The sequence below is a fragment of the Vogesella sp. AC12 genome (genome assembly GCF_024437575.1).
GTDB lineage: Bacteria > Pseudomonadota > Gammaproteobacteria > Burkholderiales > Chromobacteriaceae > Vogesella > Vogesella indigofera.
The window spans coordinates 59271-81608 of sequence record NZ_JANFNU010000005.1; the positions used below are offsets into that span (position 1 = coordinate 59271).

The window sequence follows — 22338 nt, forward strand, 5'->3', positions numbered from 1 at the left end:
GATGATACCGGCCTGACTGATTGTCAGGCCGGCTGCAAGGAAACGCGTGATGAGCCGTATTGCTGAAACCTTTACCCGCCTGCAAGCCGCCGGCGAAAAAGCCCTGATCCCGTTCATCACCGCCGGTGATCCCGATCCCGGCCTGACCGTCAGCCTGATGCACGGTCTGGTGGAAGGTGGTGCCGACGTGATCGAACTGGGCATCCCGTTCTCCGATCCGATGGCCGACGGCCCGGTGATCCAGCGTGCCAGCGAGCGCGCGCTGCTGCACAAGGTCGGCCTGCGCAACGTGCTGGACATGGTGCGCGAATTCCGCCGCAGCAACCAGCAGACCCCGGTGGTGCTGATGGGCTACCTCAACCCGGTGCACGTGCTGGGCTACGAGGTGTTTGCGCAGGAAGCCGCCGCCGCCGGTGTCGACGGCGTGCTGACCGTGGACTGCCCGCCGGAAGAAGCGGCCGAGCTGTCGGCAGCGCTGATCGCCGCCAAACTGGATCCGGTATTCCTGATTGCACCGACCACGCCGATGGCGCGGGTCAAGCAAATCGCCGCGCTGGCACGTGGTTATGTCTACTATGTGTCACTTAAAGGCGTGACCGGTGCCGGAAATCTGGACATTGACGACGTAGCGCGTAAAATTGCCGCCCTTAGAGAATTTATTGATGTGCCGATCGGTGTCGGCTTCGGAATCCGCGATGCCGAAACGGCGCGCGCCATCTCCACCGCCGCGGATGCGGTGGTGGTCGGTAGCCGTCTGGTGCAGGAAATCGAAGCGGCGACCCCCGAAACTGCCAAAGAGCAGCTTACCCGTCTGGTGGCATCGCTGAAGGATGCCATCCGTTAGAACAATGCTGGTCACCCGTGCCAGCACCCTGCGGCCAACGTTACCGTTGGCCGCAACGTATTGATTCAAGGAGTCAGCAATGAGCTGGTTGAATAAACTCCTGCCGCCGAAGATCAAGCGCGATCCGCGCACGAGCAAGGCGTCGGCGGTACCGGAAGGTTTGTGGAGCAAGTGCCCCGCGTGTGAGGCGGTGCTGTACCACACTGACCTGCAGGCCAATTTGCAGGTATGTCCCAAGTGTGACCATCACCACTCGCTGAATGCCCGCGAGCGGCTGGACATGCTGCTGGATGCGGAAGGCCGTCGCGAGATCGGCGCCGAGGTCAAGCCGATTGACATCCTGAAGTTCAAGGACAGCAAGAAGTATCCTGACCGTCTGGTTGCCGCGGCGGAAAGCACCGGCGAGGACGACGCGCTGGTGGTGATGCAGGGCAGTATCCACAACATGCCGGCGGTGGTCGCCGCCTTCGAGTTCCGCTTCATCGGCGGCTCGATGGGTTCGGTGGTCGGCGAGCGCTTCGTGCGCGGCGTGCAGGCTGCGGTCGAAGCGCGTGCGCCGTTCATCTGTGTCGCCGCCTCCGGTGGTGCGCGGATGCAGGAAGGCCTCAACTCGCTGATGCAGATGGCGAAGACCTCCGCCGCGCTGCAGCTGCTGTCCGACTACCAGCTGCCGTTCATCTCCATCCTCACCGACCCGACCATGGGCGGTGTGTCCGCCTCGTTCGCCTTCCTCGGCGACGTGGTGATCGGCGAGCCGGGTGCGCTGATCGGCTTTGCCGGCCCGCGCGTGATCGAGCAGACGGTGCGCGAGACGCTGCCGGAAGGCTTCCAGCGCTCGGAGTTCCTGATCGAAAAAGGCGCGTTGGACATGATCGTCGACCGCCGCGAGCTGAAGCTGCGCGTGGCGACGCTGGTGGCGCTGCTGATGAAGGAAGCGCAGCCGGTCAGTGCCTGACCTTCGCTGCTGTCAAACAAAACGCCACGGCTAGCCGTGGCGTTTTTGCGTTTGCGGCCAACGTTGGCCGCAGCGGGTGGTCCTAGTACAACACGCGGCAGCGCAGGGTGCCGGGGATCTGCTGCAGTGCCTCCAGCGCCGGCTGGCTGGCGGCGCTGTCGGTCTCGATCACCACGTAGCCGATCTCGTCGCTGGTCTGCAGGTACTGCGCGGCGATGTTGATGCCGAGCTTGGAGAAGGCGTCGTTGATGCGCGCCAGCACCCCGGGCTGGTTCTTGTGGATGTGCAGCAGGCGGCACTTGCCGGGGTGCGCCGGCAGCGAGGCCTCGGGGAAGTTGACCGCGGTCAGCGTCGAGCCGTTGTCGCTGTATTTCACCAGCTTGGCGGCGACTTCACCACCGATATTGGCCTGCGCCTCCAGCGTGCTGCCGCCGATGTGCGGCGTCAGGATCACATTGTCGAATTCGCGTAGCGGCGAGAGGAATTCCTCGCCGTTGCCCTCCGGCTCCACCGGGAACACGTCGATGGCGGCGCCGGCCAGGTGCTTGCTGGCCAGTGCGGCGGCCAGCGCCTCGATCACCACCACTGTGCCGCGCGAGGCGTTGATCAGGTGGCTGCCGGCCTTCATCGCCGCCAGCTCGGCGGCGCCGAACATGTCCTTGGTCTGCGCCGTTTCCGGCACGTGCAGGGTGACCACGTCGGACTCGGCCAGCAGGTCGTGCAGCTTGCCGATCTGGCGCGCGTTGCCCAGCGGCAGCTTGTTCTCGATGTCGTAGAACACCACCTTCAGGCCCAGGCTTTCCGCCAGCACCCCGACCTGGGTGCCGATGTGGCCGTAGCCGACGATGCCCAGCGTCTTGCCGCGCACCTCGAAGCTGCCTTCCGCCGATTTCAGCCAGCCGCCGCGATGGGCGAGGGCGTTCTTTTCCGGAATGCCGCGCAACAGCATGATGCTCTCGGCGATCACCAGCTCGGCCACCGAGCGGGTGTTGGAGAACGGCGCGTTGAACACCGGGATGCCGCGGCGGGTGGCGGCGGCGAGGTCGACCTGGTTGGTGCCGATGCAGAAGCAGCCGACGGTGATCAGCTTTTTCGCCGCCTCCAGCACCTCGTCGCTGAGCTGGCTGCGCGAACGGATGCCGACGATGTGGGCATCGGCAATGCGCTCCTTCAGCTCGCTATCGGCCAGCGCCTTCTTGTGATACTCGATGTTGTGGTAACCATTGTCACGGAAGGTGTCGAGTGCACTCTGGTGCACACCTTCCAGCAGCAATACCTTGATCTTGTCCTTGGCGAGCGATACGGTTTGCATGATGCGAATGGCCCTTTGTTGACTAAATTTATCGGGTATTATGACTCCGATTGCCGTTTTTTGACTAGAGAGAGCGCACATGCTTGCACCGCAACAGCTGGCCGAACTGGGCCGCCTGCTGGCCGCCGACCGCGTGGCCACCGATACCGATACCCTGACGCGCTACGGCCTGGACTGGACGCGCTATTTCACGCCCGACGCCGCCGCGGTGCTGTTCCCGAAAACGGTGGAGGAGGTGGTGGCGCTGGTGCGCTGGGCGCAGCGCGAGCAGTTTGCGCTGGTGCCGTCCGGCGGCCGCACTGGCCTGTCCGGCGGCGCGGTGGCGCGCAACGGCGAACTGGTGGTGTCGTTCGAGCGCATGAACGCCATCCTGGAGCTGGACAAGGTTGGCCGCACCGTGCGTTGCCAGGCGGGGGTGATCACCAGGACGCTGCAGGAGTACGCGTTGGCCAACGGCCTGTACTACCCGGTGGATTTTGCCTCCAGCGGCAGCAGCCAGATCGGCGGCAATATCGCCACCAACGCCGGCGGCATCAAGGTCGTGCGCTACGGCATGACCCGCGAATGGGTGGTCGGGCTGAAGGTGGTCACCGGCGAGGGCGAGGTGCTGGAGCTAAACCACGGCCTGGCCAAGAACAATACCGGCTATGACTTCCGCCATCTGTTCATCGGCTCGGAGGGTACGCTGGGCTTCATCGTCGAGGCCACGCTGCGGCTGGCGCGGCCGCCGGCGGAACTGGCGGTGATGGTGCTGGCGGTGCCGCAACTCGCCGACATCATGAATATTTTCAACGCCTACCGCGACAAGCTGGACCTGACCGCGTTCGAGTTCTTCTCCGAACAGGCGCTGCGCCACGTGCTGGCGCGCGGCACGGTGCAGCGGCCGTTTGACGAGGCCGCCGAGTACTATGTGTTGCTGGAGTTCGAGAAGATCGCGCCGGACACCGAGACGCAGGCGCTGGCGCTGTTCGAATACTGCGCCGAGCAGGGCTGGCTGGTCGACGGCGTGCTGTCGCAGTCGCAGCAGCAGGCGGCGGAGCTGTGGCGCCTGCGCGAGGACATCAGCGAGTCGATTACCCCGTACAAACCGTACAAGAACGACATCGCGGTGGTGGTCAGCAAGGTGCCGGCTTTTGTCGCGCAGCTGGACGAGATCCTGGCGCGTGAGTACCCGCAGTTCGAGGTGGTGTGGTTCGGCCACATCGGCGACGGCAACCTGCACATCAACGTGCTGAAGCCGGAGGCGCTGGCCATCGACGACTTCCGCCGCGCCTGCGAGCAGGTCAACAAGCACGTGTTCGAGCTGGTGCGCGACTTCAACGGCAGCATGTCGGCGGAGCACGGCGTCGGCCTGCTCAAGCATGACTATCTTGACGTAAGCCGCAGTCATGCCGAAATCCGGCTGATGAAAGCGGTGAAATCACTTTTTGACCCGGATGGCATCATGAACCCGGGCAAGCTGGTGTAAGCGGCAGGCGATGCCCGAAAAATGCGCGGCGTCAGCAAACTGCTGACGCCGCGTTGTTTTTTTTGGCTTTCAACAGCTTATCCACAGCTTTTTCCCTGTTTTGCTGTGGATAAGCGTCTAATCCAGTTGGCAGGGGCTGATCACGATGCCGGCGCGCAGGCCGATGCCGACCTTGGGGTTGGGGAACAGGATGCGTTCTTCGCCACCATCGGCGACATAACGGATATCGCCATCTTCGGCAATTGTCATGCCATGCGGAAGGGCGGTGAAGTTTTCCACGCTATCGGCCAGGTGCAGCTTGAACTGCTCGCTGTGCTTCACCAGATCGTACTTGGCGTGAAACACCGCGAAGCGGCTGGCGTCGTAGGCCGGCAGCGGCGGGGTGCTGCCGGAGACCAGGCGTCGCAGCGCGCGGTCGATGCCGGCAAAGCGGGAAAGATCGTTGTCGCCGAACGGCCGCGCCTTGCCCAGCTCCAGCGTCAGCGCGTCGGCGTGGAAATGGTGGCTGGTGTAGTAGCTGAAGGTGGCCGCCGGCTTGCTGTGCAGCAGCAGGGTGCTGACATCGGCGCTTTCCAGCCACAGCAGCTGTTCGCGCTTGTGCGGCCGTCCGTCGGTGTAAGGATAGATGGCGAACTTCTCGAACACCGAGCCGCGGATGGCGGTGTGCAGGTCGTAGTGCAGGCGCTGCACACCGGCCGGCGCGGCGCGGAAGAAGTCGGCGGCCAGCTGTTCCAGCTCGGCGGCGCGGCGTGCTTCCTGTGCCTGCGGCTGGCTGATGTGGGCGCCGTTGAACAGCCGGTTCATGTCGTAATCGGTAAAGCGCGCGCCGCTGCGCATCGCCACCGGGTTGCCCAGCATCACCAGCAGCCGGCAGCGCAGCGGCATGGCGCCGGCGAGCAGGTCGTTGACGATGCTGTTGACCACCTCGATCGGGGCGGTCTCGTTGCCGTGGATGCCGGTGGACAGCAGCACGTGGTCCAGCGTGTCGGTGGCGTCCAGCGGCGCCAGCGCCAGCACGCCTTCGGCCAGCCACTGCAGGCTCAGGGTCGCGGTCTGCCAGTGGCGGGGGCCGGCAAAGCGGCCTTCCAGCGTGGCGTGCAGAAAATCACGGGCGGGAGCAAACGGCGTCATGGGGTGTCCTGTGCTTGTGGTGTTGCCCCATTCTAATCAAATGCCCGTCGGCGCCAACGTGGCTGTCACCGCCTTGTCCGAATGTGGCGCAAACCGGACATTCGCCACCTCAGAACCTGTTCACGACCTGCTGCGACTGATATCAATCGGGCGATGCCGCGTTAAAACAGCTTCGGCATGCTTGTTTATATCTTGATAAACGCCGCTTCCTCAGCCGTTTTCGCCTTGTCTCGCGTGAGCGTGCGAGATCGTGAACACGCGCTCAGGCGTCGGCGAAGCGGCTGATCTGCTGCGCGAAGGCGGCCGGTGCCTCGAGGTGGATGGCGTGGCCGGCGCCGGGCAGAACCGTCAGCGTCGAGCCGGCGATGCCCTGGTGCAGCAGTTCCGACTGGTACAGCGGGGTGAGGCGGTCTTCGCTGCCGACGATGATGTGGGTCGGCACCCTGATTTCGTCCAGCCAGCTGCGCGCGTCGTGCTCGCGGATGCCGGCCAGGATGCGTTCCACCCCCGGCCAGTCCACCGTGGCGGCGATGGTGCGCAGGTCCGGCAGCATCTGCGCGCTGCTGACGAAGAAGCGGCTGGAAAACAGCCACGGCAGGCTGATGTCGAAACGCAGTCCGGGGCCACCGGCCTGTTGCGCCGCGCTCCAGCTCTGCGCGATGTAAACGTTGGCCGCATCCGACCACGCCAGCGTCGAGGCCAGCAGCAGTCGCGACAGTCGCGCCGGGTGGCGACGGGCGAAATGCTGCGCCACCATGCCGCCGTAGGACAGGCCGGCGAGGTAGCACTGTTCGATGCCGAGGTGGTCGAGCAGCGCGGCGGCGTCGTCGGCCTGCTGCGTCAGCGGGTAGCTGTCCTGCACCCGCCGCTCGCTCTGGCCCTGGCCCTGGAAATCGAGGCGGATCAGCTTGAAGCGCGGCTCCAGCAAGGGCGCCATCAGCGTCCAGGCGGCGGTGCTCATGGTCAGGCCATTGAACAGCAGCAGCGGCTGTTCGCCGTGGCCACTGACTTCGTAATACAGCTGGCGTCCGTCGTGCTGCAGCATGGGCATGGCGTCTTCCTTGTCGGATGCGGTTAATGTCAGTGTGGTGCAGGAAGCGCCGGCCCGCAATAGCGGCCGCCGCCGTCATCGCCGATTTGTCATATTGTTGCGCTAGCCTTTCCGCTCTTGGAAACGGACTTGTGCAATGGAAACCATGCTGGAAACCGTCACGATCAGCGTCGCGCCGGGCTTGGCGTATCAGGCGCTGCTGGAACAGATCATTCGTCAGGGCCAGGTGCAGGTGGTGTTCCAGCCCATCGTGCAACTGGCCGATGGCGAGCTGTACGGCTACGAGGCGCTGGTGCGCGGGCCGTCCGATTCCATCCTGCATTCGCCGGTGATGCTGTTCGAGCAGGCGGCGCGCGCCGGCCTGTCCGGGGTGCTGGACCAGGTCTGCATCGCCGCGATCCTGCGCCAGTTTGCGCTGCGCCAGCTGCCCGGCATCCTGTTCATCAATGTCATTCCCGATACCCTGCTCAGTGCCGATGTCTCGGTCGAGGCGCTGCTCGGCCTGTTGCAGCTGAACGGACTGCCGCCGCAGCGGGTGGTGCTGGAACTGACCGAAACCCGTCCCAATGCCGGCTACCCGGTGCTGCGCCAGGTGGTGGACGAGCTGCGCCGCACCGGCCTGCGGCTGGCACTGGATGACCTCGGCGAGGGTTTTTCCAATCTGCGGCTGTGGTCGGAGCTGCGTCCGGACGTGGTCAAGCTGGACAAGTATTTCGTGCAGAACATCCACGCTGACCCGCTGAAGGCTCAGTTCGTGCGTTCGCTGGTGGACATGGCGCGCGCCTCCGGCGCCTTGCTGGTGGCGGAAGGCGTGGAGCAGGCGGAAGAGTTGCGCGTGCTGCGCGAGCTGGGGGTGGCGATGGGGCAGGGCTACCTGATTGCACGGCCGCAGGCCGAACCGGCGCTCGTGCACCACTACCCGTTGCCGCGCGCGCCGCAGCACGCCGGCGACCGGCACCGACCGGTGGCGCGCGACCTGCTGCAGGAGGTGCCGTACCTGACCACTGCGCACAGCTGCGAGCAGGCCTACCAGATGTTTGCCGCCTCGCTGCAGCGCTTTGCCATTCCGGTGTTGCACGAGCGGCGTCCGGTGGGGCTGCTGACCCGGCACCATGTGCTGGAAACCTTCGCCAAGCCGTTCAACCGCGAGCTGTTTGCCAAGAAGCCGTGCATGGCGCTGGCCGACGCCAGGCCGCTGCTGGTGTCGGCGGAGATGGACATCCAGTCGCTGTCCGGGCGGGTGGTGGAGGCGGAGCAGCGCTACCTGGTCGACGGTTTCATCATCGTCGAGGATGGTGCCTATCTCGGCATGGGTACCGGCTACGACCTGATGCGCCTGATCAGCGAGATGCAGCTGTCAGCGGCGCGTTACGCCAACCCGCTGACCGGGCTGCCGGGCAATGTGCCGATCGGCGAGGAGGTGCAGCGGCTGCTGGAGGGCGAGCGCCCGTTCGTGGTGGCCTATGTCGATCTCGACCACTTCAAGCCGTTCAACGACCACTACGGCTACGGCGCCGGCGACGACCTGATCCGCGAACTGGGGCGGATTCTGCTGTCGCAGCTGGACATGACGCTGGATTTTGTCGGTCACATCGGCGGCGATGACTTCGTGTTGTTGTTGCAGAGTTGCAACTGGCGGCGTCAGCTGCAGGCCATCATCCAGTTGTTCGATCAGCGGGTGCAGGCGTTCTTTTGTGCCGCAGCGCGCCATGCCGGTGGCTATCACATCGCCGATCGCGGCGGGCAGATGCAGTTCTTCCCGCTGACCAGCGTGTCCATCGGGGTGCTGCCGGTGTTGCCGGGGCGCTTCCGTTCGCACTACGAAGTGGCAGCGGCGGCGACGCAGGCCAAAAAAATGGCGAAAAAACAGGAGGGTAGCAGCCTGTTTGTCGAAGCGCGCGAATTCCCCGTTTTGGTGCGGCCAACGACGCTGGCCGTTTGAGGAATTAAACAGTTTTTGCCGTTATTGCTGGCAGTGCCGACGTTCATGCTGCAGGGCAGCATGAACGTGATAGCTAAGTGCATGATTCACGTCCGTTTTTTATTTCGCTGCTTTTCTTGCGACTCTCCCGTTTTTCCTTGTCAATTTTATTAAACGTGCGCTACTCTTTTTTCGACGGGTGGCGGCGTTTGTGCGTACAACGTGGCGGGCGACGGTTGCCTGCGGCGCTCCGTGTTGCGGCGGGTAGGGGTCTTGCCGCGGCAGCTGGCGGTGTCTGCGATGCCGTGAACGCCGCCGCCGCGGGCGCAAAAAATCCCGTTTTGGCGGTGCTTGCCGGCAAATGCCAGTGGCTGCGGATATTGCCTGCAAGGTTGGCCGCAAGTAGGGTGTCGGTTTATGTTGAACGGCGCTACGTCCACCGCGTCATGATGACGAAGACGTACGAAAATATCACAGGGACGAACCACGTCCTTCAGGGGAAACAATCATGGTTGATGCTGCAAAGCAGTCTGCTAGCGAAAAGCCTTATTTGTCGATTGCCAATATCGTCAAGAAATTCGGGGACACCACCGCCGTCGACGGCGTGACACTGGACATCCAGCGCAAGGAAATCTTTGCCCTGCTCGGCAGCTCCGGCTGCGGCAAGTCCACCCTGCTGCGCATGCTGGCGGGCATGGAGCGGCCTTCTTCCGGCCAGATCATTCTCGACGGCCAGGACATCACCAAGCTGGCGCCGTACGACCGCCCGATCAACATGATGTTCCAGAGCTACGCGCTGTTCCCGCACATGTCGGTGGCGGACAACATCGCCTTCGGCCTGAAGCAGGACAAGATGCCCAAGGGCGAGATCGACGCCCGCGTGGCGGAGATGCTGGATCTGGTGCAGATGCGCAAGTACGCCAACCGCAAGCCGTACCAGCTGTCCGGCGGCCAGCAGCAGCGTGTCGCGCTGGCACGCAGCCTGGCCAAGCGTCCGAAGCTGCTGCTGCTGGACGAGCCGCTGGGTGCGCTGGACAAGAAGCTGCGCCAGCAGACGCAGCTGGAGCTGGTCAACACGCTGGAGAGCGTCGGCGTGACCTGCATCATGGTGACCCATGACCAGGAAGAGGCGATGACCATGGCCACCCGCATCGGCATCATGAGCGAGGGCCAGCTGCTGCAGGTGGGCACCCCGGCAGAAATCTACGACTACCCCAACTGCCGCTTCACTGCCGAATTCATCGGCGACACCAACCTGTTCACCGGCCCGGTGGTGGTCGACGAGCCGGACCGGGTCGAAATCGAGGCCGCCGAGCTGGGCGGGCGCATCTGGATCGACCACGGCATCACCGGCCCGAAAGGCATGCAGGTATGGGCCAGCATCCGGCCGGAAGACGTGCGCGTCGACCGTGACCCGGTGGCCGCCGGCCCCAACGCCGCCAAGGGCTCGGTGGCGGAAATCGCCTACTTCGGCAGCTATTCCGTCTATCACGTCAAGCTCGGCAGCGGCAAGGTGCTGAAGGCAATGGTGCCGGTCAACCGCTGGCACGAGGCCAACCTGGAGCCGCCGACCTGGGGTGATCAGGTTTACGTCAGCTGGCGCGCCGACATGCCGGTTGTGCTCACCCGTTAAGGAGCTGTGACATGAATATCCAGCGCCTCTTCAAGCGCCTCAAGCCCGGTCGTGGTGCGGTGATCTCGATCCCGTACTTCTGGCTGCTGCTGTTTTTCCTGGTGCCGTTCTTCATCGTGCTGAAGATCAGCTTCGCCGAGCAGGATCTCGCCATTCCACCGTTCACCAGCCTGATGAACCTGGAGGAGGGCGGGCTGCTGCACCTCACGCTCAACCTCGGCAACTTCGACTTCATCCTCAGCGATGACTTCTACGCCAAAACCTACCTGTCCTCGCTGCAAACCGCGCTGTTCACCACGCTGATGTGCCTGCTGCTGGGCTACCCGATCGCCTACGCCATTGCGCGTACCGATCCGGCGCGCCGCAACGTGCTGCTGATGCTGGTGATGCTGCCGTTCTGGACCTCGTTCCTGCTGCGCGTCTACGCCTGGATGGGCCTGCTCAACGAAAACGGCCTCATCAACAGCTTCCTGCTGGGGATTGGCCTCATCGACGAGCCGCTGCAGCTGTTCCACAACGACTTCTCGCTGTATCTGGTGATGGTGTACGCCTACCTGCCGTTTATGATCCTGCCGCTGTTCTCGCACCTGGTAAAAATGGACGGCCGCCTGCTGGAAGCGGCCAGCGATCTTGGTGCCGGCCCGATCAAGGCTTTCTTTACCATCACGCTGCCGCTGTCCAAGAACGGCATCATCGCCGGTTCGATGATGGTGTTTATCCCGGCGGTCGGTGAATTCGTGATTCCGGAGCTGGTCGGTGGCCCGGACACGCTGATGATCGGCAAGGTGCTGTGGAACGAGTTCTTCGACAACAACAACTGGCCGATGGCCGCCGCGGTGGCGACGGTGATGGTGCTGTTGCTGATTGTGCCGATCGCGTTCCTGCACCGCTTCGAAACCCGCCAGCTGGAAGGAAAAGGCAATGAATAATCAAAAACTGTCCCCCTTCCTCAAGGGCATGCTGCTGCTGGGGCTGCTGTTCCTGTACATCCCCATCGTCAGCCTGGTGGTGTACTCGTTCAACGACTCCAAGCTGGTGACGGTGTGGGGCGGCTTCTCCACCAAGTGGTATGCGTCGCTGTTCCAGAGCGAGCAGATCATCTCGGCGGTGGAGCTGTCGGTGCAGATCGCGCTGGCCAGCGCCACCGCGGCGGTGACGCTGGGCACCATCGCCGGCTTCGTGCTGGCACGTTTCAAGCGTTTTCCGGGCAGCTCGCTGTTCGCCGGCATGATGACGGCGCCGATGGTGATGCCGGAGGTGATTACCGGCCTGTCGATGCTGCTGCTGTTCATCTCGATGCAGCAGCTGATCGGCGTGCCGGCCGAGCGCGGCTTCTTCACCATCTGGGTAGGCCATACCACGCTGTGCATGGCCTACGTGTCGGTGGTGGTGCGCTCGCGGCTGCTGGAAATCGACCAGTCGCTGGAAGACGCGGCGATGGATCTGGGCGCGCGTCCGCTGAAGATCTTCTTCGTGATCACGCTGCCGCTGGTAGCGCAGGCGATTGCCTCCGGCTTCCTGCTGTCGGTGACGCTGTCGCTGGACGACCTGGTGATGACCGCCTTCCTGTCCGGCCCCGGCTCCACCACGCTGCCGCAGGTGATCTTCTCCAAGGTGCGTCTCGGCCTCAATCCGGAGATCAACGCGCTGGCGTCGATTACCGTGCTGGTGGTCGGCGTGCTGGTGATCGTGGCCAACTACCTGATGCTGAATTCGCAGCGCAAGCGCGAACGTGCGCTGGCGGCGGCGATGCGCGAAAGCAGCGCCAGCTGACAATGACGGGTGCCGCCCGGCGCCCCCGGACGGCGGAGTTGCCCGACTCCGCCGTTTTTCTTGCCTGTCACGGGTGATTTTTTGCCAAAAAGGGATGGATCTTGCCGTTTGCCCTGCCGTTTTCCTGACCACAAACGAGGACTTTATGCTCAATTACGCCCACCAGCCGCATGCCCCATCCTATTACGCCGCCACCGCCGTGCCGTGGGAGCCCGGGGCCGCGCTGCAAGGGCGGGTGGACTGCGACGTGTGCGTGATTGGCGGCGGCCTGACCGGGGTGTCCACCGCGCTGAATCTGGCCGAACGCGGCCTGCGCGTGGTGCTGCTGGAAGGCTCGCAGATCGGCTTTGGCGCCTCCGGCCGCAACGGCGGCCAGGTCATCGCCGGTTACGCCTGCGAAATGGATACCATCCGCCAGCAGCTGGGCGACGAACTGGCCAAGGCGTTCTGGCAGATGTCGCTGGAAGCAATCGACATCATTGAGCAGCGGGTACAGCGGCATGGCATCGCCTGCGACTGGACGCGCGGCTACTGCACCGCGGCGGTGAAGCCGGCGCACCTCGACGACCTGCTGGCGTGGCAGCACGAGGCGGAAAGCTTCTACGGCTATCGCCACTACACGCTGTGGGACAAGGAAACGTTGGCCGCCAACCTCGCCTCCGATCGCTACCAGGGCGGCCTGTTCGATCCGCTGGCCGGGCATATCCATCCGCTGAACTACCTGCTGGGACTGGCCGCCGCCGCGCGTGCCGCCGGGGTGACGCTGCATGAAAACTCGCCGGTCACTAGCATCGATACCGGTATCGACACTGGCGGGCGGCCGCTGGTGCGTACCGCGCAGGGCGAGGTGCACTGCCAGCAGCTGGTGCTGGCCTGCAATGCCTTCGTCGGCCAGCTGGTGCCGGCGCTCAATCGCCGCATCATGCCGGTCGGCACCTATGTCATCGCCACCCAGCCGCTGGGCGAGGCGCGCGCGCGCGGCCTGATCGCCAACAATATGGCGGTGTGCGACACCAATTTCGTGCTCGACTACTACCGCCTGTCCGCCGACCAGCGCCTGCTGTTCGGCGGCAAGGTCAGCTACTCCGGGCGCGAGCCGCGCGATCTGGCCGGCAGCATGCGCGCCGACATGTTGCGCGTGTTCCCGCAGCTGGCTGATGTGCAGATCGACTACGCCTGGGGCGGCTTCTGCGACATCACAATGAACCGGGCACCGGACTTCGGCCGCATTGCGGCCAACGTTTACTACGCGCAGGGCTTCTCCGGTCACGGCGTGGCCATCACCGGGCTGGCCGGCAAGGTGCTGGCCGAGGCGATCACCGGCGACGACCAGCGCCTGAAACTGTTCGAGCGGCTGCGCCATCGCCGCTTCCCCGGTGGCGAGCTGCTGCGCACCCCGGCGCTGGTGCTGGGCATGGCCTGGTACCGGCTGCAGGATCACTTCTGAGCCGGTCGCCGGCGGTGTACGGCTTGCCGGCGTGCTGGCCGGGGCAGTGCCCGCGCCGGCCCGCCGTCATTGCGCCGGTATTCGCGGGGCGCCCCGACTATATTGAGGCAACGGTGCCTTGTCCTCGCGCGGCGCGCCCCGCAACGGTGCGCCGGCGTTGCCATTTTTCATCATGTTGCGGTGCGACATCAGGCTGCGGCCGTGGTGTTGAATATCATGGACGCGCCGCGTGCTGAATGTCGTCGCCGCATGGTGACGGAACGGTTAAAAAACATTCACATGACGCCGCTACACTGGGCTGTCGGCAACAGGGGTGGCCGGTGTCGTGTTGATTAAAATGGACGGCCCAAAATTGTGCTTGTCACAGCGCGTGATGTTGCTAAAATCCGCGCTCATTTTGCGGCGATCAGCCGTTTATTGCGCGCTCCGACATCCCAGGCCCACATGAAGCTTTCTTAGCCCGAAAGCCGCGCACTAAGGAGCAGTTTTTCCAAATTTTTAGCAGGAAATCCTTTCATGGCTTGGACTGTGGCAGATAGCCGGAGCCTCTACGGCATCCGGCATTGGGGGGCTGGCTATTTCAACGTCGGCGAGAGCGGTTGCGTCAAGGTGCGTCCTAACGCCAACCATCAGCGCGAAATCAATCTGTACGAACTGGCACACACGCTGTCGGACAAGGGTCTGGACATGCCGCTGCTGGTGCGTTTTCCGGACATCCTGCAAGACCGCGTCACCCGCCTGTGCCGCGCGTTCGACAACGCCATCGCCGGCATCGGCTACGACAACCAGTACACCGCGATCTACCCGATCAAGGTCAACCAGCAGGAGGCGGTGGTCAAAAGCATCATCGCCACCCCGGACGTGTCCATCGGCCTCGAGGCCGGCTCCAAGCCGGAACTGATGGCAGTGCTGGCGCTGGCGCCCAAGGGTTGCACCATCATCTGCAACGGCTACAAGGATCGCGACTACATCCGCCTGGCGCTGATCGGCCAGCGCCTGGGCCACCAGGTATTCCTGGTGATCGAGAAGGAATCCGAAGTCGACCTGCTGATCGAGGAAAGCCACAAGCTGGGCGTGAAGGCCAATATCGGCCTGCGCGTGCGACTGTCGTCGCTGGCATCCAGCAAGTGGGCGGACACCGGTGGCGACAAGGGCAAGTTCGGCCTGTCCGCCGGCCAGCTGATCTCGGCGGTGGACAAGCTGGTGGCCGCCGGCCACGGTGACACCGTGCGCCTGATGCACTTCCACATGGGTTCGCAGATTGCCAACATCGCCGACTACCGTGCCGGCTTCCGCGAGGCGATCCGCTACTTCTCCGAGTTGCGCGCACTGGGCCTGCCGGTCGATCACGTCGATGTCGGCGGCGGTCTGGGTGTCGATTACGACGGCACCCACTCGCGCAACGCCAGCTCCATCAACTACGACATGGACGAATACGCGCAGGTCATCGTGTCGATGCTGCACGAGTTCTGCGCCGAGAACGACATCCCGCATCCGCGCATCCTGTCCGAATCCGGCCGCGCGATGACGGCGCACCACGCGGTGCTGATGATGAACGTCACCGACGTCGAGCGCTTGCCGGACACCATGCCGCAGATCGACGACGCCAGCCTGCTGGCCAAACCGGTGGCCAAGCTGTTCGAGCTGATGAGCCTCACCGACGCCGAAATGGTGACCGAGACCTACTACCGCGCCAGCCACCTGGCGTCGGAAGTGTCGGACATGTACGCCGAAGGCCGCCTGACGCTGAAAGAAAAAGCGGTCGCCGAGCAGCTGCATGCCGCGCTGTGCCGCCGCCTGCTGTCGCAGCTGACCGCCAGCCAGCGCTCGCAGCGCCAGGTATTCGACGACCTGACCGACCGTCTGGCCGACAAGTACTTCTGCAACTTCTCGGTGTTCCAGAGCCTGCCGGATACCTGGGCCATCGACCAGGTGCTGCCCATCATGCCTATCCACCGGCTGGACGAGCAGCCAACGCGCCGCGCCGTGCTGCAGGATCTGACCTGCGATTCCGACGGCAAGGTCAAGCAGTACGTGGACGAGCAGAGTATCGAGTCCAGCATGCCGGTGCACGAGGTGAAGCCGGGCGAGGAGTACCTGATCGCGGTGTTCCTGGTCGGCGCCTACCAGGAAATCCTGGGCGACATGCACAACCTGTTCGGCGATACCGACTCGGTCAACGTCTACGTGCGCGAAGGCGGCCGCCTGTCGTACGAGGGCGTGGAGGAGCACGACACCATCGAGGACATGCTGCGCTACGTGCACCTGTCGCCGGAGGAAATCCTCAACTGCTACGAAGCCAAGGCCCGCACCGCCGGGCTGAGCGCGGAAGAGCGCTCCAGCTACTTCGCCGAGTTCTGCCGCGGCCTGAAGCAGTCGTCGTATCTGAACGTGTAATGTCGCGCTGAGCCCGGCCGGACCACACCGTCCGCCGGCGCCGTGCCCAAGGTTGGCCGCAAGCCCCGTGCTTGCGGCCAACCTTTTTTTATTGCTGCCCGCCAGCGGCAGCGAAGAAGGCGAACACCTCCAGTGCCAGGTGGGCAACATTGCAGCGCAGCCACGGCGTGGCCTCCGCCTGTACCCGGAACAGCACACCCGGTGCCAGCAGGATGTCCTGCTGCAAAGCCGCTTCGGTGCAGCGCACCGCATCCAGTGCCGGCGGTAGCTGCACCCAGGCAAACAGGCTGGGCGCGGGCTCGGCAAAGACGGGCCAGCCCAGAGACTCGAAACCGTGTCTGGCGGCAAGGTTGGCCGCAAGCAGTCGATCGCGCAGTTTTTGCAGGCGCCGGCGGTAGCTGCCATCGCTCAGCATGGACAGCGCCAGTTGCTCGTTGATCAGTGACGAGGTCAGCCCGGTCAGCATCTTGTGGTTGACGAGGGCGTCGATCACCTCGTCATTGGCCACCACATAGCCGACCCGCAGCGACGGCGCCAGCGTCTTCGAAACGCTGCCGATATGGATGACGCGCTGGGTGCCGGCCAGCGCCTGCAACGGGCTGCTGCCCGGCTCGGCCAGCGCGGCGGACACATCGTCCTCCACCACCCAGCAGGCGTGCTGCTCGGCCAGTTGCAGCACGCGATGGGCGGTGGCTTGGTCGTAGCTGGCGCCGGTGGGGTTGTGCAGGCGCGGGTTGGTGAAAAAGGCGCGCGGCCGGTGGGCCTGCATCAGTTGCGCCAGCTCTGCGGTATCGGGGCCGTGCGCGGTCCATGGCGCGCCGATGACGCGGGCGCCGGCCATCTTCAGCAGGGTGATCAGGTTGCAGTAGCCGGGGTCATCAACCAGTACCACGTCACCGTGGTTGACCAGCATCTTGATGACCAGCTGCAGCGCCTGGCTGGCGCCCTGCGTCAGCAGGATGTTGTCGGGCGTTGCCGGCAGCCCTTGGGCGGCAAGGTGGCCGGCCAGTGTTTGCCGCAGCCGCAGCAGTCCCATCGGGTCGCCATAGTGGGCCGGCGGTTGCACCTCGCGGCCGAGGGCGCGCAGGCTGCGGGCGAGACCACCGTGGTCGTACCAGTCGGCAGGCAGCCAGCCGCTGCCGGGCTGGCGGTCGCTGTCGGCGGGATTGAAGTGGTTGTCGATCAGCCAGTAGGCATCGGCGGTTTTCTGCGGCTGGCGCGGAATCGCGATCTGGGCGCTGCCGGCGCGCGGCCGGACATAGAAGCCGTCCCCACGCCGCGCGATCAGCACGCCGTCAGCCACCAGGCGGTCGTAGGCTTCCACCACGGTGAAGGTGCTGACGCCGTGGCTGGCGGCAAACTGGCGGATCGACGGCACTTGCTCGCCGGCACGCCATTGCCGCTGCTGCACGGCTTGCTGTACCGCCATCACGATGCGTTCGGTGAGCGAGCCGCTGAAGGCATCCAGTTGCAAGGGCATGAAGTCTCCGCTGTATTGGTAAACCGGCCTGTACAGCCTTGGTCGACGGCCGGTCGGTCGTACATGGTAGCGGGTTTGTGGCGCGCCTACAGTAGCGGCACCTACTCGGAGAAAAGGGGTACGACATGAAGAAACTATCGATTGCAGTGCTGGCCTTGCTGGCGGTCAGCAGCCAGAGTGTATTTGCCGAAGAGCCGCTGCGCATCGTGACAGAGGGGACTTTCCCGCCATACAGCATGACCCGTGCCGATGGCAGCCTGACCGGTTTCGATGTCGACATCGCCAAGGCGCTGTGCTGGGAAATGAAGATGAAGTGCGAGATCAAGGCCAATGATTTTGAAGGCATGATCCCGGGTCTGATTGCGAAGAAATTCGACGTGGCCGTGGCCTCAATGGCGATTACCGAGGAGCGCAAGAAGGCGGTGGCTTTCAGCGACAAATATCAGGGCGGCTACAGCACCCTGATCGGCAAAGTCGGCCAGAAGCTGGATGGCACGCCCGCGAGCATGAAGGGCAAGGTCATCGGTATCCAGCAGGGCACCATTCAGGCGAACTACGCACGGGCGAAATATCAGCCGGCAGGTGTCAGGCTCAATACCTATAGCACCGTCGAGAATGCCTTCCTTGATGTGGTCAGCGGCCGTATCGATGCGCTGATGATCGATGTCGGTGGCGCTTATGAATTGAAGAAAAGCCCCAAGGGCAAGCTGGTCGAGATGTTCGGCCCGAAGATGAATGACGTGAAGTACTTCGGTACCGGCTCCGGTATTGCCGTGCGCAAGGAGGACAAGGTCTTGCTGGGCAAGATCAATGCCGCGCTGAAGACCATTCTGGCAAATGGCACCTACAAGAAGATCAACGACCAGTATTTCGACTACAACCAGTACGACTGAGCCTGACGGTTAGCGTTTACTCTCACTTTGACCCGGCCGTGGCCGGGTGTTTTTTTGGCAATGATCATGCATATCCAGAAACATACTTTGCCGGGGGTGATGCCCGGTACGCACCATGTACTGAACAGCTACCACTTTGGCGAAGCGGGGCGTGGCCCGCATGTTTATCTGCAGGCGGGGCTGCATGCGGATGAACTGCCTGGGGTTGTGCTGTTGCATCGCCTGTGCCGCCGGCTGGAAGCATTGGAGAGCGAAGGGTGCATACGCGGGCAATTGACCGTAGTGCCGATGGCCAATCCGCAGGGCATGACCCAGCATCTGCAGGGGCAGCATTCCGGCCGTTTTGACGGGGTCAGCGCCGAGAACTTTAACCGCTCCTACCCTGATCTAAGCGCCGCCGCCGCCGCACAACTGGATGCGTCGGCGGATGCCGAAAAGGTGCGCGGCGTCTTGCGTCAGGCACTGGCCGCACGGCCGGCCGGTAGCAGCATCGAGGTCTTGCGTCATACCCTGTTCGACATGGCGCTGGCGGCCGATGTGGTGCTGGACGTGCATTGCGACAGCGAGGCGGTACTGCATCTATATGGCAACAACCGGCATCAGGCGGCGGCAGGCGAGCTGGCAGGTTTTCTGCAAGCGGGCGCGACACTGTTGTGTGACGAGGCAGGTGGCATGTCGTTTGATGATGCGGTGGTGCAGAACTGGCGCCGGCTGGAGGACAGGCTTGGTGTCACGCTGGATATTCCACTGGCCCTGACGCTCGAGTTACGCGGGGTGGCGGACATCGAGGACAGGCTGGCGGCGCGGGACGAAGGCGCGCTACTGGCCTGGCTGAGCTGGATCGGCGTGCTGGCCGGCGAGAAGGTGGCACCGCCACAGGCGCCACAAGCAGCGACCCCGTTGGCTGGTGTCGAGGTCATCGTGGCGCCGCATGGTGGCGTGGTTGTCTATCAGGGTGCGCCGGGACAAAGGCTGGTGGCGGGGACGCGCATCGGCTATCTGCTCAATCCGTTGGATGGCAGCCAGACACCGTTGCTGAGTCAGCATGGCGGCTACTTTTATGCCCGTGTTGCCAACCGGCTGGCGACGGCGGGGGCGGAGCTGGCGTTTATTGCCGGTAGCGGTTGCTGGCGTGAGGGTGACTTGTTGTCGGCGTAGGGCAAGCCTGCTAACAGAAAAGGTTGGCCGCAACACAGCGGCCAACCTTTTTGCCTATTGATCAGCCCGGCTTGCCGTCGGCACGCTTTTTTGCCAGCAGCGGCAGGCCGAACCAGGCCCAGCCGATCAGGCCCACGAGCAGGCTCAGCGCCGCCAGCACATAGCCGCGCAGCGCGAACGCCGGCAGCAGATCGGCGCTGACGCGCAGCAGCGCCACGCCGTGCAGCAGCAGGTACAGCCACCACAGCCCGCGGCTGGCCTGCAGCGGATGGCCGGCATGACCCAGCATCACCCGCGAGGCGAAGCCGACCAGCATGGAAATGAAGAAGCCGACCGTTACCGCGTGCAGCCCGGCTAGCGACGACACCAGGCCGAGATCGGCCAGCGTCAGCAGCAAGAAGGCCAGCGGCAGCCAGGCAAAGGCGAGGTGCAGCATGGCCAGCAGGGGCACGCTGCGGCTGCGCCACGACTGCCAGTGATAGAGGCAGGTAGCACTGAGGCCGCACAGCAGCAGGCTGGCCGGCCACAGCGGCAACTGGGCAATGGCGAGCACGCCATACAGCCAGCTGCCGCCCAGCAGCGCCAGCAGCAGCCAGCGCGGCCGCCACACCTGGTAGGGCGCAATCACGCTCTGGGTGAAGAACGGCAGCATGCGGTGGCTGACGGCGAGGAATACCGGCAGCAAGAAGCCCCACAGCGCCAGATTGCGCATCCACCACCAAGCGGCTGCCACATCCGCCAGCAGCCAGTACAGCATCGCCAGCAGTCCGCCGCAGCCGGCCAGCAGTGCGGCGAGTACTGCTTGCGCGTGCAGGCGGTCGCTGACGCTGCTCTGGCGCAGCAGTTGCTGCATGGTCTGCGCCAGCAGCGCCAGCGCCGCCAGCCACAGCAGTGCGGCGGCCGCCAGCCAGTAGTGCGAGCCGGGTAGCGCCGCCAGCGCGCAGAGCAGGGCGGCGAATAACAGCAGCGGAATCAGTACGCAGCGCCAGCGTGCCGGCGAGGTGGCGTTCAGCCAGCGCGGCGCGGCGGTCAGGATGAAGCCGGTCATGAAAAACGGAAACAGGCCGTACAGCATCAGCGCTGCGTGCGCCTGCAGCGGGCTGAGCTCGCGGTGCAGGCTGGCGCCTTGCTGGCGCAGCAGCAATTCGCTGCTCCATACCGCCAGCAGCAGCAGGGCGGCGAACAGGCCGGGCAAGAATGCCGCGCGATGGGGTGTGGCGGCCAACCTTTGTAGTAGTGGGTGGGTGGTCATGTTGGCAATCCTGGCTTGGTGCAAAGCACAAGTGTCGGTAATCTTGACGCCCCTGCCAATGACGCGAATCAAGCGCACAGGCCACGCCGGCAGATCGGCGCCAGCGGCGGGAAGCGGCGAAATTCCGGACAAATCCGGCGCCTATCTATAAAAATATTTCTAACCATCTGATTTTAGAGGAGTTTATTGCGTTTGCACATTGTTGGACATTTCAGGGAAATGTGTAAGCGGATGTCGCAAAGAGGATATGGTCTGTTTCCATGATTGGATTAGAATCGGTAACAGACGCTGTTCACACAATAAATCCAGTACAGATTGCAATAAGGAACTATCAATGAGCACCAACGTTACCCGCGATACCTTCGATCAGGTCATGGTCCCGAACTACGCGCCGGCCGGTTTCATCCCGGTCAAGGCTGCCGGCTCCCGCGTGTGGGATCAGCAAGGTCGTGAATTCATCGATTTTGCTGGCGGTATTGCGGTTAACTCGCTGGGGCATTGCCATCCGGAGCTGGTCGCCACACTGACCGAGCAAGCGAACAAGGTCTGGCACCTGTCCAACGTGTTCACCAACGAGCCGGCGCTGGAACTGGCCTCGCTGCTGACCGAAACCACCTTTGCCGAGCGCGTGTTCCTGTGCAACTCCGGCGCCGAGGCCAATGAAGCCGCGTTCAAGCTGGCGCGCAAATACGCCGCCGACCACTACAGCGCCGACAAGCACGAGATCATCTCCTGCACCAATTCCTTCCACGGTCGTACCGTGTTCACCGTCAACGTCGGTGGCCAGCCGAAGTACACCGAAGGCTTCGGCCCGAACCCGGCCGGCATCACCCACGTGCCGTTCAACGACATCGACGCGCTGAAAGCCGCCATTTCCGACAAGACCTGCGCGGTGGTGATCGAGCCGGTACAGGGTGAGGGCGGTGTACTGCCGGCAACCCAGGCCTACCTGGAAGCGGCGCGCGAACTGTGCAACCAGCACAATGCGCTGCTGGTGTTCGACGAAGTGCAGACCGGCGTCGGCCGTACCGGCTCGCTGTACGCCTACCAGGAATACAACGTTACCCCGGACATCCTGTCCTCGGCCAAGGGCCTGGGCGGCGGCTTCCCGGTGGGCGCGATCCTGACCACCAGCGCGATCGCCAAGAGCTTTGGCGTCGGCACCCACGGCACCACCTACGGCGGCAACCCGCTGGCGTCGGCGGTGGCCAAGAAAGTGGTCGAGATCGTCAGCCGTCCGGAAGTGCTGGCCGGCGTGCGCGCCAAGCACCAGCGTTTCGTTGACGGTCTGAACGCGATCAACGCCAAGTACAACGTGTTCAAGGAAATTCGCGGCATGGGCCTGCTGATCGGCGCCGTGGTCTCCGACGAGTTTGCCGGCCGCGCCCGTGAATTCCTGAAAGCCGCCGAAGCCAAACAGCTGATGGTGCTGGTCGCCGGCCTGTCGGTGGTGCGTTTTGCGCCGTCGCTGGTGATCGAAGACAAAGACATCGACGAAGGTCTGGCACGTTTCGATGCCGCCATCGCCGAACTGGTTGCTGCCAACCGCGCCTGATTTCCGTTTCCGGAACCTAATCAAATCCGCATTCTGGGGAACTCCGCTGCCGCCACGGCAGCGGAGCG

Annotated in this window: 17 protein-coding genes; 12 read left to right on the forward strand and 5 right to left on the reverse strand. The window is 64.0% G+C overall.

Annotation, left to right across the window (positions count from 1 at the left end; all coding sequences use genetic code 11):
- The first annotated feature begins 49 nt into the window (after positions 1–49).
- Together trpA and accD are read left to right on the forward strand one after the other, a co-directional pair.
- On the forward strand, positions 50–844 hold the full coding sequence (gene trpA / locus NOM55_RS09795; protein WP_120811088.1) for a tryptophan synthase subunit alpha: 795 nt from the start codon (positions 50–52) through the stop codon (positions 842–844).
- A 79-nt stretch (positions 845–923) separates the two neighbouring features.
- Positions 924–1799, forward strand: a complete 876-nt coding sequence (gene accD / locus NOM55_RS09800) for an acetyl-CoA carboxylase, carboxyltransferase subunit beta (protein WP_047967122.1) — start codon at positions 924–926, stop codon at positions 1797–1799.
- Positions 1800–1881: 82 nt separating this feature from the next.
- Here the strand turns inward: accD and serA are convergent, their stop codons facing one another.
- Positions 1882–3111 (reverse strand): phosphoglycerate dehydrogenase, encoded by a 1230-nt coding sequence (serA, locus tag NOM55_RS09805; RefSeq protein ID WP_255908433.1) that lies wholly within the window; start codon positions 3109–3111, stop codon positions 1882–1884.
- Positions 3112–3190: 79 nt separating this feature from the next.
- Between serA and NOM55_RS09810 the strand changes: the two genes are divergently transcribed.
- Positions 3191–4579 carry an FAD-binding oxidoreductase gene (locus NOM55_RS09810; protein ID WP_255908434.1) on the forward strand — a complete coding sequence of 463 codons (1389 nt, stop codon included), beginning with the start codon at positions 3191–3193 and terminating at the stop codon, positions 4577–4579.
- A gap of 117 nt (positions 4580–4696) precedes the next feature.
- Here NOM55_RS09810 and astE read toward each other — a convergent pair whose 3' ends face one another.
- Together astE and NOM55_RS09820 are read right to left on the reverse strand one after the other, a co-directional pair.
- A complete protein-coding gene (astE, locus tag NOM55_RS09815; protein WP_255908435.1) occupies positions 4697–5710 on the reverse strand; it encodes a succinylglutamate desuccinylase in 1014 nt (337 codons plus the stop codon).
- 262 nt (positions 5711–5972) lie between these two features.
- Positions 5973–6761, reverse strand: coding sequence for an alpha/beta fold hydrolase (locus tag NOM55_RS09820; RefSeq protein WP_120811096.1), 789 nt, complete (start codon positions 6759–6761; stop codon positions 5973–5975).
- Between the two features lie 136 nt (positions 6762–6897).
- Here NOM55_RS09820 and NOM55_RS09825 point away from each other — a divergent pair, with 136 nt between their 5' ends.
- The 6 genes from NOM55_RS09825 (at position 6898) to speA (ending at position 15932) form a co-directional block, all read left to right on the forward strand.
- Positions 6898–8703, forward strand: coding sequence for a GGDEF domain-containing protein (locus NOM55_RS09825; protein WP_255908436.1), 1806 nt, complete (start codon positions 6898–6900; stop codon positions 8701–8703).
- A gap of 487 nt (positions 8704–9190) precedes the next feature.
- Positions 9191–10315: an ABC transporter ATP-binding protein gene (locus tag NOM55_RS09830; protein ID WP_047967117.1), complete on the forward strand. Its 1125-nt coding sequence runs from the start codon at positions 9191–9193 to the stop codon at positions 10313–10315.
- 11 nt (positions 10316–10326) lie between these two features.
- A complete protein-coding gene (locus tag NOM55_RS09835; RefSeq protein WP_047967116.1) occupies positions 10327–11244 on the forward strand; it encodes an ABC transporter permease subunit in 918 nt (305 codons plus the stop codon).
- Positions 11237–12088: an ABC transporter permease subunit gene (locus tag NOM55_RS09840; RefSeq protein WP_255908437.1), complete on the forward strand. Its 852-nt coding sequence runs from the start codon at positions 11237–11239 to the stop codon at positions 12086–12088. The genes NOM55_RS09835 and NOM55_RS09840 overlap by 8 nt, the downstream gene beginning before the upstream one ends.
- 145 nt (positions 12089–12233) lie before the next feature.
- Positions 12234–13535 carry an FAD-binding oxidoreductase gene (locus NOM55_RS09845; RefSeq protein WP_255908438.1) on the forward strand — a complete coding sequence of 434 codons (1302 nt, stop codon included), beginning with the start codon at positions 12234–12236 and terminating at the stop codon, positions 13533–13535.
- Positions 13536–14051: 516 nt separating this feature from the next.
- The gene (speA, locus tag NOM55_RS09850; RefSeq protein ID WP_255908439.1) at positions 14052–15932 is read left to right on the forward strand and encodes an arginine decarboxylase; all 1881 of its coding nucleotides are present in this window, start codon (positions 14052–14054) and stop codon (positions 15930–15932) included.
- Between the two features lie 88 nt (positions 15933–16020).
- Here speA and NOM55_RS09855 read toward each other — a convergent pair whose 3' ends face one another.
- Positions 16021–17412: a PLP-dependent aminotransferase family protein gene (locus NOM55_RS09855; RefSeq protein ID WP_255908440.1), complete on the reverse strand. Its 1392-nt coding sequence runs from the start codon at positions 17410–17412 to the stop codon at positions 16021–16023.
- 125 nt (positions 17413–17537) lie between these two features.
- Between NOM55_RS09855 and NOM55_RS09860 the strand changes: the two genes are divergently transcribed.
- Together NOM55_RS09860 and NOM55_RS09865 are read left to right on the forward strand one after the other, a co-directional pair.
- Positions 17538–18305 carry a transporter substrate-binding domain-containing protein gene (locus NOM55_RS09860; protein ID WP_255908441.1) on the forward strand — a complete coding sequence of 256 codons (768 nt, stop codon included), beginning with the start codon at positions 17538–17540 and terminating at the stop codon, positions 18303–18305.
- A gap of 60 nt (positions 18306–18365) precedes the next feature.
- Positions 18366–19463 carry a succinylglutamate desuccinylase/aspartoacylase family protein gene (locus NOM55_RS09865; protein WP_255908442.1) on the forward strand — a complete coding sequence of 366 codons (1098 nt, stop codon included), beginning with the start codon at positions 18366–18368 and terminating at the stop codon, positions 19461–19463.
- A gap of 61 nt (positions 19464–19524) precedes the next feature.
- Here NOM55_RS09865 and NOM55_RS09870 read toward each other — a convergent pair whose 3' ends face one another.
- On the reverse strand, positions 19525–20715 hold the full coding sequence (locus NOM55_RS09870) for an NnrS family protein (RefSeq protein WP_255908443.1): 1191 nt from the start codon (positions 20713–20715) through the stop codon (positions 19525–19527).
- Positions 20716–21049: 334 nt separating this feature from the next.
- Between NOM55_RS09870 and NOM55_RS09875 the strand changes: the two genes are divergently transcribed.
- Positions 21050–22270: an aspartate aminotransferase family protein gene (locus NOM55_RS09875; RefSeq protein ID WP_255908444.1), complete on the forward strand. Its 1221-nt coding sequence runs from the start codon at positions 21050–21052 to the stop codon at positions 22268–22270.
- Positions 22271–22338 lie beyond the last annotated feature (68 nt).